14 protein-coding genes are annotated in these 17,016 nt (G+C 59.4%); 4 read left to right on the forward strand and 10 right to left on the reverse strand.

Annotated features, from left to right (window positions below; all coding sequences use genetic code 11):
* From ACTIEN_RS20535 to iolG, 5 genes are all read right to left on the reverse strand, one after another.
* On the reverse strand, positions 1-756 hold a 756-nt coding region (locus ACTIEN_RS20535), incomplete at its 3' end, for an ATP-binding cassette domain-containing protein (RefSeq protein WP_439525016.1).
* Between the two features lie 75 nt (positions 757-831).
* On the reverse strand, positions 832-1,917 hold the full coding sequence (locus tag ACTIEN_RS20540; protein ID WP_439525017.1) for an ABC transporter substrate-binding protein: 1,086 nt from the start codon (positions 1,915-1,917) through the stop codon (positions 832-834).
* 112 nt (positions 1,918-2,029) lie between these two features.
* Positions 2,030-2,344: a hypothetical protein gene (locus ACTIEN_RS20545; protein ID WP_439525018.1), complete on the reverse strand. Its 315-nt coding sequence runs from the start codon at positions 2,342-2,344 to the stop codon at positions 2,030-2,032.
* Positions 2,345-2,575: 231 nt separating this feature from the next.
* Complete coding sequence (locus ACTIEN_RS20550; RefSeq protein ID WP_439525019.1) at positions 2,576-3,451, reverse strand: SDR family oxidoreductase; 876 nt, start codon at positions 3,449-3,451, stop codon at positions 2,576-2,578.
* Complete coding sequence (iolG, locus tag ACTIEN_RS20555) at positions 3,448-4,452, reverse strand: inositol 2-dehydrogenase (protein WP_439525020.1); 1,005 nt, start codon at positions 4,450-4,452, stop codon at positions 3,448-3,450. The genes ACTIEN_RS20550 and iolG overlap by 4 nt, the downstream gene beginning before the upstream one ends.
* Before the next feature lie 163 nt (positions 4,453-4,615).
* On the opposite strand from iolG, the gene ACTIEN_RS20560 reads away from it, so the two are divergent.
* Positions 4,616-6,355 carry an extracellular solute-binding protein gene (locus tag ACTIEN_RS20560; protein ID WP_439525021.1) on the forward strand — a complete coding sequence of 580 codons (1,740 nt, stop codon included), beginning with the start codon at positions 4,616-4,618 and terminating at the stop codon, positions 6,353-6,355.
* Positions 6,356-6,357: 2 nt separating this feature from the next.
* On the opposite strand, the gene ACTIEN_RS20565 is transcribed toward ACTIEN_RS20560, so the two are convergent.
* The 4 genes from ACTIEN_RS20565 to ACTIEN_RS20580 are packed head-to-tail and all read right to left on the reverse strand — an operon-like array spanning position 6,358 to position 10,922.
* Positions 6,358-7,473, reverse strand: a complete 1,116-nt coding sequence (locus ACTIEN_RS20565; protein WP_439525022.1) for a Gfo/Idh/MocA family protein — start codon at positions 7,471-7,473, stop codon at positions 6,358-6,360.
* 19 nt (positions 7,474-7,492) lie between these two features.
* Complete coding sequence (locus tag ACTIEN_RS20570) at positions 7,493-9,001, reverse strand: sugar ABC transporter ATP-binding protein (RefSeq protein ID WP_439525023.1); 1,509 nt, start codon at positions 8,999-9,001, stop codon at positions 7,493-7,495.
* Positions 8,998-9,972: an ABC transporter permease gene (locus ACTIEN_RS20575; RefSeq protein WP_439525024.1), complete on the reverse strand. Its 975-nt coding sequence runs from the start codon at positions 9,970-9,972 to the stop codon at positions 8,998-9,000. The genes ACTIEN_RS20570 and ACTIEN_RS20575 overlap by 4 nt, the downstream gene beginning before the upstream one ends.
* Complete coding sequence (locus ACTIEN_RS20580; RefSeq protein ID WP_439525025.1) at positions 9,969-10,922, reverse strand: ABC transporter permease; 954 nt, start codon at positions 10,920-10,922, stop codon at positions 9,969-9,971. The genes ACTIEN_RS20575 and ACTIEN_RS20580 overlap by 4 nt, the downstream gene beginning before the upstream one ends.
* Positions 10,923-11,185: 263 nt before the next feature.
* Between ACTIEN_RS20580 and ACTIEN_RS20585 the strand changes: the two genes are divergently transcribed.
* Entirely contained in the window at positions 11,186-12,175 is a 990-nt protein-coding gene (locus ACTIEN_RS20585; protein ID WP_439525026.1) for a sugar ABC transporter substrate-binding protein, read from the forward strand.
* Between the two features lie 55 nt (positions 12,176-12,230).
* On the opposite strand, the gene ACTIEN_RS20590 is transcribed toward ACTIEN_RS20585, so the two are convergent.
* Positions 12,231-13,934, reverse strand: coding sequence for an extracellular solute-binding protein (locus ACTIEN_RS20590; RefSeq protein ID WP_439525027.1), 1,704 nt, complete (start codon positions 13,932-13,934; stop codon positions 12,231-12,233).
* Positions 13,935-14,094: 160 nt separating this feature from the next.
* On the opposite strand from ACTIEN_RS20590, the gene ACTIEN_RS20595 reads away from it, so the two are divergent.
* Both ACTIEN_RS20595 and ACTIEN_RS20600 read left to right on the forward strand, forming a co-directional pair.
* Positions 14,095-15,696 (forward strand): GMC family oxidoreductase, encoded by a 1,602-nt coding sequence (locus tag ACTIEN_RS20595; RefSeq protein ID WP_439525028.1) that lies wholly within the window; start codon positions 14,095-14,097, stop codon positions 15,694-15,696.
* Positions 15,696-16,703 carry a Gfo/Idh/MocA family oxidoreductase gene (locus tag ACTIEN_RS20600; RefSeq protein WP_439525029.1) on the forward strand — a complete coding sequence of 336 codons (1,008 nt, stop codon included), beginning with the start codon at positions 15,696-15,698 and terminating at the stop codon, positions 16,701-16,703. The genes ACTIEN_RS20595 and ACTIEN_RS20600 overlap by 1 nt, the downstream gene beginning before the upstream one ends.
* Positions 16,704-17,016 lie beyond the last annotated feature (313 nt).

The following is a 17,016-nucleotide window of genomic DNA, read 5'->3' on the forward strand; positions in this document are numbered from 1 at the left end:
CATGTTGACGGCCTCATTGCCGCCGACCATGACGTTGACCACCTGTTCGCCGGTTACGTCTTTGGAATTGAAACTGCCCGCGTTGCGCCCAAGCCGCAGCACCTCGATCCGGTCGGTATTGTCCAGAACGAAGTGATGAATGTCGTGGCTGATCACCAGAACTGCCAGCCCATGCGAGGCCAGTTCACGCACCAGATTGCCAACCTGTTCTGACGCCGAATGGCTGAGCGCCGCCGTCGGCTCGTCCAGCAGGACAACCTTGGGTTCCCAAAGAATGGACCGGGCAATGGCGATGTTTTGACGCTGACCGCCCGACATGGCCCCGACGTTTCGACTGAGTGAAATCGAGTCAAGACGCATGCGCTTGAGCACGTCCTTGGCCTTCTTTTCCGCCATGGCGCGGGAAACGCGAAACCCCGTCCACCACGGGCCGGTCAACTCGCGCCCGAGAAAGAGGTTCTGCACCGCGTCGAGATTGTTGCACAAGGCGAGGTCCTGATAAACGGTCTGCACCCCCATCGCCGCCACACTGGCCGGGGTCGCCCCCTCAACTTTACGCCCTTCGAACAGGTAGTCTCCACTGTCGGGGCGATGCGCACCGGCCATGACCTTGACCAGAGTCGATTTTCCGGCCCCGTTGTCACCGACAAGGGCGACGACCTTTCCGGGTTCAAGATCGAGCGACACATCTGTCAGCGCTTTGACAGGGCCGAAATGCTTTGTGATCCCGCGCAAGCGAAGAATAGGTTCTGTCATCTGGAGTCGCCTCTGATACGCGATGGGAGTCGGCAGCCAGAGCCGCCGACCGCTCTGCTTGAGCGGAGATACCGGCTACATGTTTTCCTGACAGATCGTGGCATCGGCAGCACCGTCACAGATTTGTTCCCAGCTGTAGAGACCCGCATCAACGACGGCGGAGACATTGGCGATGGTCACATTTTCCACTGGCAGGAAGGCGGCGGGGACATCCATGAAGTCGTTGTTGACGGTGTCATTGATCCACTCGCCGGACAGGTTCTCGCCGTTCAGGATGTTGACCGACAGATCCGCCGCGGCTTCGGCCATTACACGCAAGTCCTTGAAGATCGTGTTGTCCTGCCAGCCCTGCACGACAAATTGCAACGCTTCGATGGTTGCGTCCTGTCCCCCAGTGACGACAACCTCACCTTTCTTGTAGCCTTGGCTGATAAGCGCCGCGACAGAGCCACCGGTAGTGCCGTCATTCATGCCCAGGAACATGTCCACCTGTCCGCCGGTGCGGGTCAGGCAGTTCTCGGCAAAAGCCTGCGCCTCGACCGGATCCCAGTTCGGGGTAAAATCTTCGCAGACCACTTCGACTCGGCCCGAGTCCATCAATGGTTGCAGATATTCATTCTGACCCAGTTCGTATTGCGTTGTGCCGTACTCACCCTGATTGCCTTTGACGCGGGCAATACGGATTGTGCCGTCGGGCATCCCCTCGATCAATTCGGCGGCACGCTTGCCCTGGGCCTGGCCCACGGCGCGGGCGTTGAACAGGACATGCGCTTCTGCCTTGCCACCAATCGCGTCATGTTCGTAAAGAAGAACCGGCACGCCCGCCTCCTCAGCAGCCTTGAGCGCCCCGGCGGACAGGTTGGCGTCAGAGGAGGTATAGACGATCAGGTCCGCGCCCTGCGTCAGCGCATCTTCCACCAGACGCTGTTGGCGTTCAGGGTCACCCTCACCGTTTTGTACGGTTACAGTGACCTCGGGCACACGCGCTTTCATTGCAGCGACATAGAGCGGCGCGTCGGTCCGTTCAAAACGGATCGTGGTCGAGTTGGGCAGCATGAAGAACACACTTGCCTCTTGCGCAGCCGCAGGGGCCGCCGCAAATCCAGTCAGCGCAATGGCTGCCAAGGCACTTGTGCATGAAAGTTTGTTCAAGATACTCATTTTGATTCCTCCCGTGGTGTGGCTGATCTTCCTTGTCTCAGCCCGGTTCTTTGTGCCGCCTCCTCGACGGCAGTTTGCGATCAGGTTCCACACTGGTATCGCTGAGCTGAAGTTAGCTTGCCACCGGTGGCGCGTCGCCGTGTGTTCTGTCCAATCTGGAACCGTCAGCCAAGTTCAGGCGCACACACGCCTGCGCTTCACCCACCAGGACCGGACCGACGCCGATACAGATCACGTCCAGATCTTTGATTTGGCGCCCATGGGCGATCACCGGCGCTGCCTCGGCAAGGGCCGGCTTGACTGCAGCGACCACTGCGTTGGGTTCATGGGCGAGCACAAGCAAGACCACGGCACCACGGGTCGAAAGCCCCTCGATATCGGCCGCCTGCCGTTCGACCGATCCCCGGGCATTGGCTGTCGGCAACATATGCCCGAGCTTTTGCACTCGTTCCTTGAGTGCGGCTTCGTCGAGCTTGAAAGCGCTTTTCCCTGAACCGGGCCCCGGATAGAATGATCGTCCCTGCGATCGCCGTTTGCGCACCAACAGAAAGCACGGTGGCCAAGAGTGATGATCGACGGATTTTTCTGCTACTCATATCGGCCTCCCAATTGCATTTTGTTGACCAGTCGGCTTGCACTTGTCGGGTTTCGTCCGGTCTCAGGGCAGTTTTTCAGGCAGCGGCGTCGCTTCGTAGCAACCGACCACTCCCTGATCGAAATCAAGGATTGACCCGGTCATGATGCCGGACTCGTCACTGGCCAGATGGGCAATCCAGCGCGCGACCTCGTTCATGTCAAGCAGCCGCCCGGCGGGCAATTTCGCTCCGGCCTCTGTTTGCCAACCGTCCGGCATGTCGTGATAGGTTTTCTGCGTGATGTCCTCGGCTGGCGTGTCCATCCAGCCAATGGCCAACGCGTTAACGCGTATCCCGTCCCGCATCAGTGAGAAGGCGGCGTTCTTTGTCGTCGCCACAAGCGCCGCCTTGGACGCGGCATAGACCGTGAGGAACGGCACGCCGCCGTGGGCTGTTACCGTGGCCACATTGACAATGGCTCCGGGTTTGCCTGCATCACGCCAATGATTGGCCGCGTACTGCATCAAAAAGAATGGTGCCCGTGCGTTGATCGCGAAGGTTCTTTCCCATAGCGCTGCGTCCCCGTCGAGAATGCCACCGCGATCCGTGATGCCGGCAGAGTTCACAAGGATGTCGTAAGTCCCGAATTCCTGGAGCGCGCGCGCATGCACCGACTGGCAATCGTCCAGATTGGTCAGGTCCGCCTGATGATAGACGACACGCTGCGTCTTGGTGCTCAAGGCTTCTGCAGCGGCTTTGCCCTCGGCCGCTTTTCGACCCATGATCAGCGCCCCATTGAGCCCGCGCCGCAGCATCAGCTTCACCACCGTGAGCCCGAGCCCTTGTGTTGAGCCGGTCACCACCGCCACCTTGCCCGCAAATTGCCGATCCAGCGGCACATCGTTGTCTGAGGCCGCACGATAGGCGGCATTGCCATACGGGCTTTCGTAATCTGTCATGCGTAATCCACCTCCACCGGCTTGTTCGTTTGATAGGATTTCAGCGCAGCCTCCGACAGCAGGAGTGCCCGCCGACCGTCTTCGAATGTCACATTCGGGGGCTTTCCGGCCGTCACCTGGTCAATGAAGTCACGAATTTCCGCCTCGTAGGCCGCGCGGTAGCGTTCAATGAAGAAATAAAGCAGTTCATCGCGCGTCGCCGTGCCGCCCGTACCATAGCGCGACACTTCGGAGGGGCGGTGATTGTTCGAGCGCACCATGCCTTTCGCGCCGAAGGCTTCGACCCTCTGGTCATAACCGTAATTGGTGCGCCGCGAATTATTGATATGACACAACGCGCCGGATGCGCCGCGCATCACGACCATTGCCGTGTCCACGTCGTTCAGTTCGCCAAAGACCGGGTCCACCCGGTTGGCGGCCATGGTAAAGACTTCCACCGGATCTTCACCCATGACGAAACGGGCCATGTCCATGTCGTGGATCGTGGTGTCGCGGAACAGCCCGCCGCAGGCCTCGAGGATCGCGCGCGGCGGTGGCGGACCGGGGTCGCGGCTGGTGATCACCAATAGCTCCAGATCGCCGATATCCCCGCGCGCAACGGCTTGCTGCACACCGGCATGGCTGGGGTCGAACCGCCGGTTGAAGCCCAGTTGCAGCGGCACGTCGAAAGCCTTGAGCTTCTCTTTGCATTCCTCGACCTTGTTGATATCCACGTCGATCGGTTTCTCGCAGAGGATCGCTTTTCCTGCCTCCGCCGATCGCAGGATCATGTCCACATGCGTGTTGGTCGGCGAAGCGATCAGCACGGCATCGACATCCTCCGCGTCCAACAAGCGAGCGATATCCGTTGTCGCACGGGCACCAACCGCTTCAGCGGTGGTTCTTGCGTTGGCTTCAAAGACATCGAAGCACCAGGTCACGCAGGCATCCGGTTGCAGTGCGACCAATCGTGCATGCATGTCTCCGATGCGACCGGTTCCAATGAGTCCGAAACGCAGCATATGATACTCCTTGCGACTGCAATTTTTTCGCCAGCTTTCCCTGCTGCCCGCCCAACCTCAACGCCCGGTTTGTCCAGATTGGAATTTTTCGACAGTGTCAGGGACACTCGGACGCATTATCCTCTGGAGGGACATGTCAAAAGGCGCGGCCTCTCACAGTGAAATGACACATCTGGAATCCGAAAAACCACAGTCGGCCGGACCCGGTAATTTCTTTAATGAAATGTCGGCCCACGAGTTGGAGCGCTTTCTTGATTTTGTCAGCCGGTTCATGGCGGAAACCCAGGACACCTTGCTGCTGGGAATGCCTGCGCGCGAAGTGCCCATCATGGTGCAGCTCATGCGCTCGCATCTTCGCGGTCGACTGGAGACACCGTCATCGCTGATCGACGGATCCGGCCTGGCGCGCGGCACCGCCCATCGTCTGATCGAGGACATGGTGGAGAACGGGCTGATCGTCAAACGCCCGCGCACCCGCAGCGGCAAGACATTCTCGCTGCATCCGACCCGGCAAATGATCGACGCCTGGGTCAACTATTTGCGCCGCGTCAAATCGTTGCTCGGGACTGCATTCGGACTGTCCGAGGACACTGATTATTTCTTTGGCGCATCTTATCTGGCCACCGCCGCGGTTGCCCCGTTGCCGGTCATGCCCAGCAAGCTCTACCTGCCAAGCGGCTTGCGCATCCTGCTGCATGCGGATGCGGGTTTCATGGCAATGCAAAAACTCAAACGCCAGTTTGAAATGCACTTTGGAACGGAGATCGAGGTGCGCGCACTCAGCATTGACCGGCTGCACCAGGAAATCCTTGACAATGCAAGACGGTCGCAGTCGCGTTATGATCTGGTCACTTGCGATGTCTGCTGGATGGAGGAAATGATCCAGGCCGACGCCATTCGTCCCGTGGACCTGCCGGAAGGCAGCGAAGCGCGTGACTTGATGGATTTCCATCCCGAGGCGCTCGCCACTGCGCAGCGTGGCGAAGTGCTCTTTGGTATTCCGGTCCAGACCACGCCGGAACTGTTCCTGTACCGCACAGACATTTTTGAGCAGTTTGGGCTGGAGCCGCCGCGGCATCTCTGCGACTTGGTGGACTGTGCCCGCCAACTGCACAATCCGGCCCGCGGGCTGAGCGGTATCTGCTGGAATGGCGCCCGCGGTACGCCTGTTGGCACCAGTTTCATGATGTTGATGGCAGATTTTGGTCAGCCTGTCCTCAACCTGTCGCGCGTGGGCAATGGGTTCCGCGATCAGCAGCTCGATGGCGAAGAGCTCACCCCGATGCTCGACAGTCCCGAGGCGCTGGAGGCGGCGGAGTTCCTTGTCGAATTGCTCTCGTGGTCGCCGCCAAAGGTGCTGCTGTTGTGGTGGTTTGCGCGCGCCGGGGGGTTGGCGGCGGGGCGCGCCGCCATGGCCTATAGCTACACGCAGATCCTGCCACTGATCGAAAACCAACCGGACTCGCCGGCCTACAGGCGCACCGGCTATCTGCCGCATCCTACGGCTCCAGGTATCCCGCGCAGTGCGCCGCTCGGCGGTTGGAATATCTGCGTGCCCTCCAACCTCAAGCCTGCGCGGATTGGTGACGTGACCGAGGCTGCACGCACCCTGACCTCGGCTGCGGCCACGAAACTCTACATCGAAAATGGCAGCCTCGTGAGTTCACGCTTCAGCGTCTGCAACGACCCGGTGGTGGCTCATGGCCGCCCGGTCATTGCCACCGTCGACCAGATGGCCCGCGCCGGTCAGCTTCAGACCTGGGCACGCCCAGCCGTGCCGCAATTCAACACACTTGTCCGCATTCTGGGTGAGGAAATTCACACCATGTTGTTGCGCAACAAGAAACCCACCGCCGCCCTCCGCGACGCGCAGGCACGCTGCGAACGGGCAATGGGTCTGTAGGGTCACAGATTTACCCATTGCCGTTGGGCATGCGACACCTGCATGGCTTCGACAATGCGTTGGACTTCATATGCCTCGCGAAAGTCGGGGCCACAGGGAGTCCCACCGGAATGCGCAGTCAGCAGTTCGGCCACTTCGATCACTTTCAGGTCGTTGAAGCCCAGATGATGCCCCGGTGCCGGGCAGAACCGGCCATAAGGGGGATGAGACGGACCGGATTCGATGCGCGTATAGCCGCTCCGCTCCGGCGCACCGGACCAGAGCTGCAATTCGTTCATCCGCTCCTGTGTAAAGGCCAGCGCCCCCTTGGTTCCGCTGATCTCCCAAGAAAGATCCATGGTGCGAGCGGTTGCGGCCCAGTTGGCCTCAAGACTGCCGCTTACCCCGTTCTCAAAGCGCACCAGCGCGTGGGTCATGTCATCGACCTCGACCGGGGCACGCTGGGTCATGCCGGGGGCGGTGGGTCGGGTCTCGTGGATCGTCCGACAATCCGCGTGCACCTCGGCCACGGGGCCGAGCAGATAGCGTGCCATGGAGATGATATGGCTGCCGATATCTGCTACCGCCCCACCGCCCTGCGGGTCAGTGCGGAAAGAATGCGGCACGTCTGGGTCCGCCATGTAATTCTCGGCGTGACGACCTCGAAAGCCTGTGACCTCGCCAATCTCGCCGGATGTGATGATCTCGCGCGCCAGCTTGATCATCGGGTTGCGCAGGAAGTTGAACCCCACAAGTGTGATCACGCCCGCTGCCTCTGCCGCCTCGGTCATCTCAAGCGCCAGCACTGCCGTGGTCGAGAGAGGCTTTTCGCAATAGACGGTCTTGCCCGCTGCAATTGCCGCCTGGGCAATCGGTGCATGCAGCACGTTGGGCGCGGTGATGGCCACGATGTCAACGGACTCGTCGGCAACCAGAGCCTGCCAGTGGCCGGTTCCGCGCTCAAAGCCCAGAGACAGCGCAGCATCTGCAGCCAGTTCGTCGCTCGCATCCGCAAGCACACGCAGTCGCGGTTCTGCCGGCACGTCAAACAGCCCCGCAACGCTGCGGAACGCATTTGCATGACAGCGTCCCATGAAGCCCGATCCCACCAGACCAATGCCGATCTCCGGTTTACTCATTGTGTGATCCTCCTGTCGGTCACGCCGCCACATTGCCCCGGTGATGGGACACCGCGTCGATCAGGTTTTCCTCGGTCATCGCGTCCCCTTCGAATTCTGCAACAATCGCACCCTCGGACATGGCCAGAACCCGATGGCTCACTCCCAGAACTTCGGGCATTTCCGAAGAGATCACGATCACCGCCAGCCCCTGTTCCGCCAGATCCGCGATCAACTCGTGAATGGCCGACTTTGAGCCGACGTCGATTCCGCGGGTCGGCTCGTCGAGAATGATCAGTTTGGGATCCGCGCAAAGCCATTTGGCCAGTACGAATTTCTGTTGGTTGCCACCTGAAAGCTGCGACACCGCCTGATCCGGACCGGTGGTCTTTATCGACAGGACCGAGCGGTATTTCTCGAACACCGCCAGTTCCTTTGGTCGGTTCATGAGTGATACTGACGAAAACAATCCAAGATGCGGCAGAGACGTGTTTTCCCGCCCACCCATCATCAGCACGAGCCCCTGCTCTTTTCGACTCTCGGGGACCAGTGCCATGCCCATGTCAATGGATTGCCGGGGCCTGGGCAGGGCGATTTCGCCGCCTTTCCAATAGATCTTCCCGCTATCGGCCTTTCGGACGCCAAAGACGGTTTCGACAACTTCTGATCGCCCGGCCCCGACAAGCCCGTACAACCCCAACACCTCGCCTTCGCGAACCGAGAAGCCGACATTGCGGAAAAGACCCGATCTGCTCAGCTCTTCGACACGCAGCACCTCTGCACCAAACTCGGCTTTGGCCCTGATAAAGTAGGTATCCAGCGTACGTCCGATCATCATGCGGGTAACCTGGTTCAGGTCGGTGTTGGCGGTTTCGACCGTGCCCTGCACCTGACCGTCGCGCAGCACCGTAATGCGGTCGGTGATATCGAAAATCTCGTTCATCTTGTGCGAGATATAGACGATGCCGACACCCCGCGCCTTCAGACCGCGAATGGTGTGAAACAACTGATCCTTTTCGGTGTCTGTCAATGAAGCCGTGGGCTCATCAAAGATCACCACGTTGGCCTTGAACGCTTCGGCGCGGGCGATCTCGACCATCTGCTGCATCGCGACCGACAGCGTGCCGACACGCGCATCCGGGCCAAAGCCACATCCCAGCGCCTCCAACGCCCTTGTCGCGTTTCGGCGCAGCTCGCGTTTCTTCAGCACCCCGAACCGGTTGGTGGGCCAGGCGCCGAGGTAGATATTCTCGGCCACCGACAGTTCGGGCGAGAGCGACAATTCCTGGTGGATCAGGAGTATGCCCTTTCGCCGCGCATCCAATGGACCGGCGACGTGGGTCGATGCACCCTGATAGTTGATCTCACCGCCATCGGGTGTGTGCAGCCCGGCCAGCACTTTCATCAGGGTCGATTTTCCAGCCCCGTTTTCGCCTACCAACGCGTGAACCTCGCCGGAACGGATGTCAAAGCTGACATCGTCAAGCGCCTTGACGCCCGGGAATGTCTTGGTGATGCCTTCGACTTTTAGAACAACGTCGTTCATCATGTGTGCCCTTTGTGGTTCAACATTTTATCCAGAACGAGAGCCAGCACGAGCACCGCGCCCATCACCATCAATTCGACATAGTTGGGTGTGTTCAGCAGCCGTAGCCCATTCCGAAGCACCGCCAATGTCAGCACCCCCCCAATCGTCATCCACATGCTGCCGAACCCGCCCTGCAGGCGGGTGCCGCCCAGCACCACGGCGATGATCGTCCACAGCTCCCAGATCTTGCCCGCGTTGGGTTCGGCCGTGCCAAGCCGCATCGACAACAGGATGCCGCAAACCGCCGCCAGCGTGCTGCAGATCGTGAAATTGATGATCTTGTGGCGCTTGACGTTGATGCCGGCATCATGCGCGGCCTCGACATTATCACCCACTGCGTAGGTTTCACGGCCATGCCGCGTGCTGGACAGCACCCATTGAAAAAACAGTGCCAACCCGAAAAATATCATTGCCGTGAGAGAAATCGGACCAAGATAGATTTCGGGGATCTCGGTATAACTGAAATCCTGCACCATCAGTGCGTTTTCACCCGAGTAGACGAAAACCAGGCCACGAATGCCAATCAATGCGCCCAGCGTCACGATAAAAGAATGCATCCCCGACAGCGCCACCAGCGCGCCATTCACAAACCCCAGCGCCGCGCCGGACATCACCCCAAGGACCACCGCGGGCCAGACGCCCATATGCTCCTGTAACCCAATCGCCAAGGCGGAGGCCAAGGCAAGGACTGCGCCCACGGACAAATCAATCTCGCCATTGATCATCACCATCGTCATGCCAATGGCGAGAATGCCGATAAAGGCGCCCTGGGTCAGGATGTTGCCGATATTGTTGACGGTGAGAAAATACGGGCTGGCCAACGAAAAGACGATCACAGTCAGCACCAGGAACACCCAGATATGGTTTCTGAGTCCCCACTTGAGCATGCTTTGCAGCGGCGATCCTGTAGGGATATCGGTTGCATGGCTCATGCGAAAATCCTCCCGCGCTTGGCGCCCAGATCAATCCAGACTGCGATGATGATGACGGCCCAGGTGACGAGCCATTGCACGTAATAGGGAAAGCCCAGCAGCAGCAGTCCGTTCTGGATGAAACCAAGCATCGAGATTCCGATGACCGTTCGCCAGATACTTCCCGAGCCGCCCAGAAGCGAGGTGCCGCCAAGGATCACACCGGCAAGCACAGTCAGCTCGTAGCCTTGTCCAATCGTGTTCTGCGCTCCCATCACGCGGCTGCCCATGATGACGGCCGCAACGCCGGTTGTGAAACCCGAAACCACATAGGTCCAGAACACCGTCCAGCGCGCGTCGATCCCGGAAAAGATGCTGGCGGTTTCATTGCCGCCCACAGCATAGACGCGCCGCCCGAAGGTCGTGAATTGCAGAACCACACCCGCGATCACGGCGCCGACCAGAAACAGGATAACCGGCACCGGCAGACCCAGAAAATCACCCCGTCCGAAGACTGCAAACCAGGTCTCCTGCGCATTTGCGACATTGACGTTCGATCCCCCCGAATAAAGCAGGACAAGTCCTTGTAAGAATGACAACATTGCCAATGTCACGATCAGCGCGTTCAGCCCGACAAACCCCACGAGCACCCCGTTGAAAGCGCCCACGGCCAACCCGACCAACAGCGTCATGACGATCGCCGAGAACGGCCCCGTGATATTGTGCTGATCGACGACGATGACTGTCAGCAGCGTCAGGAGTGAACCGACCGAGAGGTCAAGACGCCCGGTCAGCACGACAAAGGTGACGCCGAGCGCCATCATGCCCGTGATCGACACCTGCCGGAGCACGTCGAGAATGTTGCCAGGCGACAGAAAGGCTTCGGCATTGAGCGCGACCACCCCCAGAAAAACCAGGAAGGCCAGTGCCAGCCCATGCCGGCGCAACACGCCGTTGATCGTCTGTCCCATTGAAATGTCCTCCCTGCGATGACGATAGGAAGCGTTCGGGGTCCAAAAAACTACCGTTATGTCCAAAATGAATCTTTGCCCGTGCGGGGCTTCTGAGCAGTGCTCTAACGTCAGTCTTCGGCGTAGATTCCCGAAAATCAGATTTGGACATTTAAGCAATTGAGCGCGCCCCCCTTCTGCCGAACAGTCAGAGGCAAGCACCCCGAAACGCTGCCAACGGGGCGTGCACAGACGAGGAATGGCAGCGTCCAGAGGAGGAAAACATGACGAAACTCACCAAAGCACTTGCCCTCGCCACCGCTGTTGCCTGCGCAGCAGGTGGCGCAACAGCACAGGACGTTCCGGACTGGCTTGGCGGTGAACTCAAGAAGCCACTTTCCGAAACCCGGATCGGCATCACCGTACTTTACCCCGGCTCCAACGCCTATCAGGCGAAATATGCCGAAACTGCCGAGGCCTATAGCAGGGAGCTTGGCATCCAGGCGACCGTCATGGACCCGCAAGGTGACCCGGCCACACAGTTCGACCAGATCCAGGACATGGCGTCGCAAAACATGGACGCGCTGGTTGTCTGGCCAACATCGCAGAATGCGCTGATACCGGCGATCCGCAACGCATCGCGTGCGGGAATTCCGGTAATCACGTCGAACTCGCCCATCGGCGAAGCAGGACGTCGCTACATTGTCGGCCATACTGGCCCCGATGATTGCGCTCAGGCCGAGCAAGCCGCCGAAATGTTGGCGGATTCTATTGGGGGCGAAGGCGATATTGTGGTGGTCGAGGGCACACCTGGATACTCCGTATCAATCCTGCGCAAGAACTGCTTCCTCGACAAGATGGCGGACGATTATCCGGGAATCAACGTTCTGGCCAGCCAGACCGCAGAATGGAACCGAGAGAAGGCGCAGACCGTGATGGAGACGTTCCTCACTCAATTCGGTGACGAGATCGACGGGGTCTATGCCTTTGACGATGGAATGGGACTTGGCGTGATCAGCGCGTTGCAAGGTGCTGGCAAGCAAGCGGGTGACGTCAAGGTTGTAACTTGCAACCAGTTCGGCGAAGGCTGGGATGCGATGAAAGCCGGTTGGCATTCAGGATCCAACAAGCAATCCCCGGTCGATGACGCGATACTTGCGATTCAGACTGCGATCAAGGTGGCCAACGGCATCGACGTGCCGGACCTCCAAGGCATCGAAACGCCCAAAGTACTGCCCGACAACGTTGACACGTTCGAACGTCCGTCCTGGTGAACGCTGGTCTCGTGACACTTGGGGCCGCGTCCTGGGACGCGGCCCTTTTGCTTGATCAATAATGCCCGCGCGCACGCATGATCGCGTCGATCCGTTTCTGCGATTGGGACAGGGCCTGCTCGACCGTCAAAACCCCTTGCAACATCATGTGGATCTCATCGCCCAATACGCTTAACAGGTCGCTGAATTCAGGGATCGGCGGGCGCGGCCAGGTCTGCAATTCACCGCGCCGCTCCATGGCGTCCACCTCGCTGATCAACGAAGAACTGGCCTGCACCTCGGGGTCGGCGCTGGTCGAGAAACGCGGGCTGGTGAGGTTGCCGTTCAACACGTACCATTTGAGCATTTCCGGGCGTGTCAGGTACTCCATGACCTTCCATGACGCTTTCTTGCGCTGATCGTCGAGCCCAGCCGGAACCGCAAGCGAGAACCCCCCGATAGGCGACACAGTGGGCGCGCCCGGACCGTGCGGATGCGGAACGTATTTGACGTTGCCATGCGCGGGAGAATCCTCGTTCAGCTCAAAGGCGGCCGCACGAATACTCCAGCCATAAGTCATCACCGCCTCGCCGCGCGAAAAGATGTTGATCCGCCGATCCCAGTTGCAGGTCAGGCTGTCCTTGTGGGAGAATTCTGCCAGTTCCAGCAAAAAGTTCGCCGTGGCCCGCGCTGCTTCGGTGTTCAGTTGCGGGCGATAGTTTTCCTTGTCGATCTCGGCGACATTGAATTCATCTCCAAGCGGATCAAGATTGATGATGGGCTGACCAAAATCCGCGAGTGTCTGAATGAAGGTATGCGCAACCGGTGTACCGCGGCCGAAATTCATCACGATCCCGGACATGTTGAACCTCGAGCGATGCAGGACCCGGGCCGCCAGCAAGAGCTCTTCTGTCGTTCTCGGACAGGTCAGCCCGGCCTCGGCAAACAGGTCGGCGCGGCAAAACAGGAGTTCCGCGGTTGGCTGGATCGGCAGGCCGTACTGGTTGTTGTTCCACGATGATCCCTTGTAGGCAGCGCTGTGGAAATCGGAAGGGTTGTACCGCTCTGCCCGCATGATCTCGTCCAACGGCTCGATCACACCTTCGGTGGCCAACTGGCCGATCCACGGAAGGTCCACGGCCATGAGGTCGAATTTTGAGACCTGCCGCCCGGCATTGCGCATGATCTCTCCGTGTAACTCATCCAGGGGAAGATTGACGATCTCGATATTGGTCCCGCACAACTCGTCCAGATTGGACGAAAACTCGCTGAGCGTCTTGAAGGTCGGGTCGATCGGGCTGAGAATCCGGAATGTTCGGTCCACCCCGACTCCGATCCGCATGGCACTGGGATAGGGCAACGTCCGCGAGGCCATGTAGTAGCCGCCGAAATAGAAATCACCCATTTCGCCATCGCCGGTCGTGAATCCGAAGGTATTGCCCACCATCACCTTGAGCTGCATGGAGAAGCTCTCAAATTCCGCGATAAGCTTTCGCGTGGGATGTAGAGAAAAGGATTTGCCCGATCGCGACTTGGGCCGCTTGTGCAGCAGCCCTTCATCAATCAGTTCGGTGATGCGCCGCATCGCCGTGCCATAGGGCACATCAGCCGCCATCGCCGCCGAGGTCACCGTCAGCAACTTGCCTTCCAGATGACGACGCATGGCGTAGGCCACGATATTCCAACGCGGATCCACCTTGGCAAGGCTTGTGCGCTTTTCGGATAATTCGCGGTTTGATTCCACGAATGTCAGAATCCGCAACAATTCCTCGCGTGTCATAAAGCCATCTCCTGGGGTCCTGCGGGATGCACCAAGCCATGATCCCAAAGCCATTCAGGCAAACCAGCGTCGGTTTGTCCAAATCTGACATTTCGATGGTTCTGCCACAAGGCCCCCACGTGCGACGGTCCTCGGGCAAGACCAGTCAGGGTAGGAGACGATGGCGCAAGCGGAATACGACTACATCGTGATCGGTGCAGGGTCTGCGGGCTGTGCAGTGGCCGGTCGGCTGGGCGAAGCAGGGCATTCTGTGCTGCTGCTGGAGGCGGGCGGCAGGGATCGCAACCCCTTCATCCATATCCCGCTTGGCTATTCGATGCTCTATGCCAACCGTTCCGTGAACTGGTGCTACGAAAGCGCGCCGGAGCCACATCTGAACAATCGCCGCCTGTTTCAGCCGCGCGGCAAGGTTCTGGGTGGAACCGGTTCGATCAACGGCATGATCTACATGCGCGGACAACCACAGGATTTCGACGGCTGGGCCGCGTCTGGATGCACGGGCTGGGGATGGGACGGCGTGCTGCCCTACTTCAAATCCTGCGAAGACCAGGAACGCGGGGCGGATGCGTTCCACGGAGCTGGCGGTCCGGTCGCAGTGTCGGACATCCGCACGAAACATGAACTTGGCGAAGCGTTTCATTCCGCCTCCCAAGCCCTTGGCGTACCGCGCAATGATGATTTCAACGGTGCTCGGCAAGAAGGCACGGGCTATGTTCAGACCACGACCAGGAATGGCATGCGCTGGAGCACGGCGGCGGGCTATCTGCGCGGACCTGCAAAACGGAAGATCGACCTGACGCTGCACGCCATGGTCGAACGCATCCTCTTGGAGGGCCGTCGCGCCACTGGTGTCCGCTGGACTGACGGGCAGGGTACATATGAAGCCCGGGCACGGCGCGAGATTATCCTGAGCGGCGGGACCTTCAATTCGCCGCAGATCCTTCAAATATCCGGGATCGGTCCAGGCAAGCTGCTCAGGCACCACGGCATCGAAGTGCAACACGAATTGCCGGGCGTTGGCGAAAACCTGCAAGACCATTTCGGCATTGGCGCGGAATACCGATCAACCGTTCCTTCTACGGTCAATGACCTTTACAACAACAAGCTCAAGGGCGGTTTGCAACTGCTGCGACACTTGATCTTCCGCAGTGGGCCTTTTGCCGATAACGGAAATTACTCGAATACCTTCATCCGTTCAGGCCCGGACGTCGACCGCCCCGACATGATGGTCACCTTCATGGCCTGGTGTACGAACGAACAGCTCAAGCCCCACCCGTTCTCAGGGTTCACCATCCTTGCAGAACACATGCGCCCGACCTCTCGCGGACATGTCAAGATCTCCGGCCCGTCGCCCACCGATCAGCCGGAGATCCAATTCAATTTCTTCTCCGAAGACGCAGACCAGCGCGCCGCCATTGCGGGTTTGCAGTTCGGGCGCAAGATTGCGCAGACCCATCCGATGTCTGAGTGCGTGGAGTATGAGATTTCCCCGGGGAAAGATGTGCAGTCCGAGGCCGAATTGCTGGACTACTGCCGCGCCAACGGCCTCTCCCTGCTGCACCCGGTCGGCACCTGCAAGATGGGTGTGGGTGCGGACGCGGTTGTCGATCCGCGCCTGAAAGTGCATGGCATTGATGGGCTGCGTGTGGCCGATGCGTCTATTATGCCCCGTATCGTCACCGGCAACACCAATGCTGCCGCAATCATGATCGGCGAGAAGGCCGCCGCGTTGATCCTCGAAGATGCAAAGGAGCACGCCTAATGCAAACGCTGGGATTGGCCCTGATGGGCACCGGCCGCATGGCTCATGTCTATGGCCCCAAGATAGGCGCCCATCCAGGGCTTCGGCTTGAAGTGATCTACAATCCACGCATCACATCCGCCGCCAGGGTGGCCGACCAATATGGCGGGCGGGCGATGGACGATCTGGACGCGGTGCTGGCCGATCCCGCAGTGGATGCGGTTGTAATCGCCACGCCCACAGACACCCATGTGGACTATATCGAAGCGGCGGCGCGTGCGGGCAAACCGATCTACTGCGAAAAACCGCTTGATCAGTCACTGGATAGGGTCGACCGCGCATTGGCCACGCTCGACAGCCACCCGGTGCCCTTCATGCTGGGCTTCAACCGCCGCTTTGACCCGGATAACAGCGCATTGCGTATGGCAGTACAGAACCGCGGGATCGGACGGCTCAACATGCTGATGAGCTGGTCGCGCGAACCCAGCCCGCCACCCATCGAATATATCCGCGCCTCGGGGGGTTATTTCGTCGATGCCACGATCCACGATATCGATTTGCTTTGCTGGATCGCAGGCGAACGCCCGGTCGAGGTGATGGCCGCAGGGTCTTGCATGTTCGATCCCCGGATCGGCATCGAGGGCGATTTCGACATGACAATGACAACGCTGAAAATGGCCTCAGGCGTGCTGGTCCATATCAACAACAGCCGCAGCTGCGCTTACGGATTCGACCAGCGTCTGGAGGCCTTCGGCGACGAGGGGATGGTGCAGACCCTGAACCAACGCGACGACAATCTAGTGCGCTGGGACAAGACCCGCACGGCCGCCCGAGAACCGCTCAAACATTTCTTTTTGGAGCGTTACGAGCAGTCCTTTTACAATGCGCTGGATGAATTCCATGCGGCGGTGACAGGCGAGCGCGCCCCATCGGCCACAGCCCAGGATGGCCGCGCCGCTCTGGCAATCGCCTTGGCCTGTGCGCAATCGGCAAAATCTGGACAAGCTGTTGCTCTAGAGTTCAAGTAGCGGTTTCGAAAACACCACCCGTCAGATAGTGCTGGAATGCAACTCATTGGCTACGATACACATTTTACGACGAAGAAAATTGCACTTATTTGTGCGCTGTAAGGGACAAACAGTTGCGCGTCTTACACGTAATTGCGGGCTTGGGTCTTGGCGGGGCAGAATCCATTTTAAGCCAATACATCCGCCACGACCGAGAATTCCAGCATGCCGTTGTGTCGATCGCTGACGGCGATCATTACGCTAGCACCATCCGGGAAGCTGGGGCGCCTGTCACGCGTGTCGACTTTTCGAAGCGGGGCTTTCGCAAGGCCCT

The sequence above is a fragment of the Marivita sp. genome, from assembly GCF_051859345.1.
Classification (GTDB): domain Bacteria; phylum Pseudomonadota; class Alphaproteobacteria; order Rhodobacterales; family Rhodobacteraceae; genus Marivita.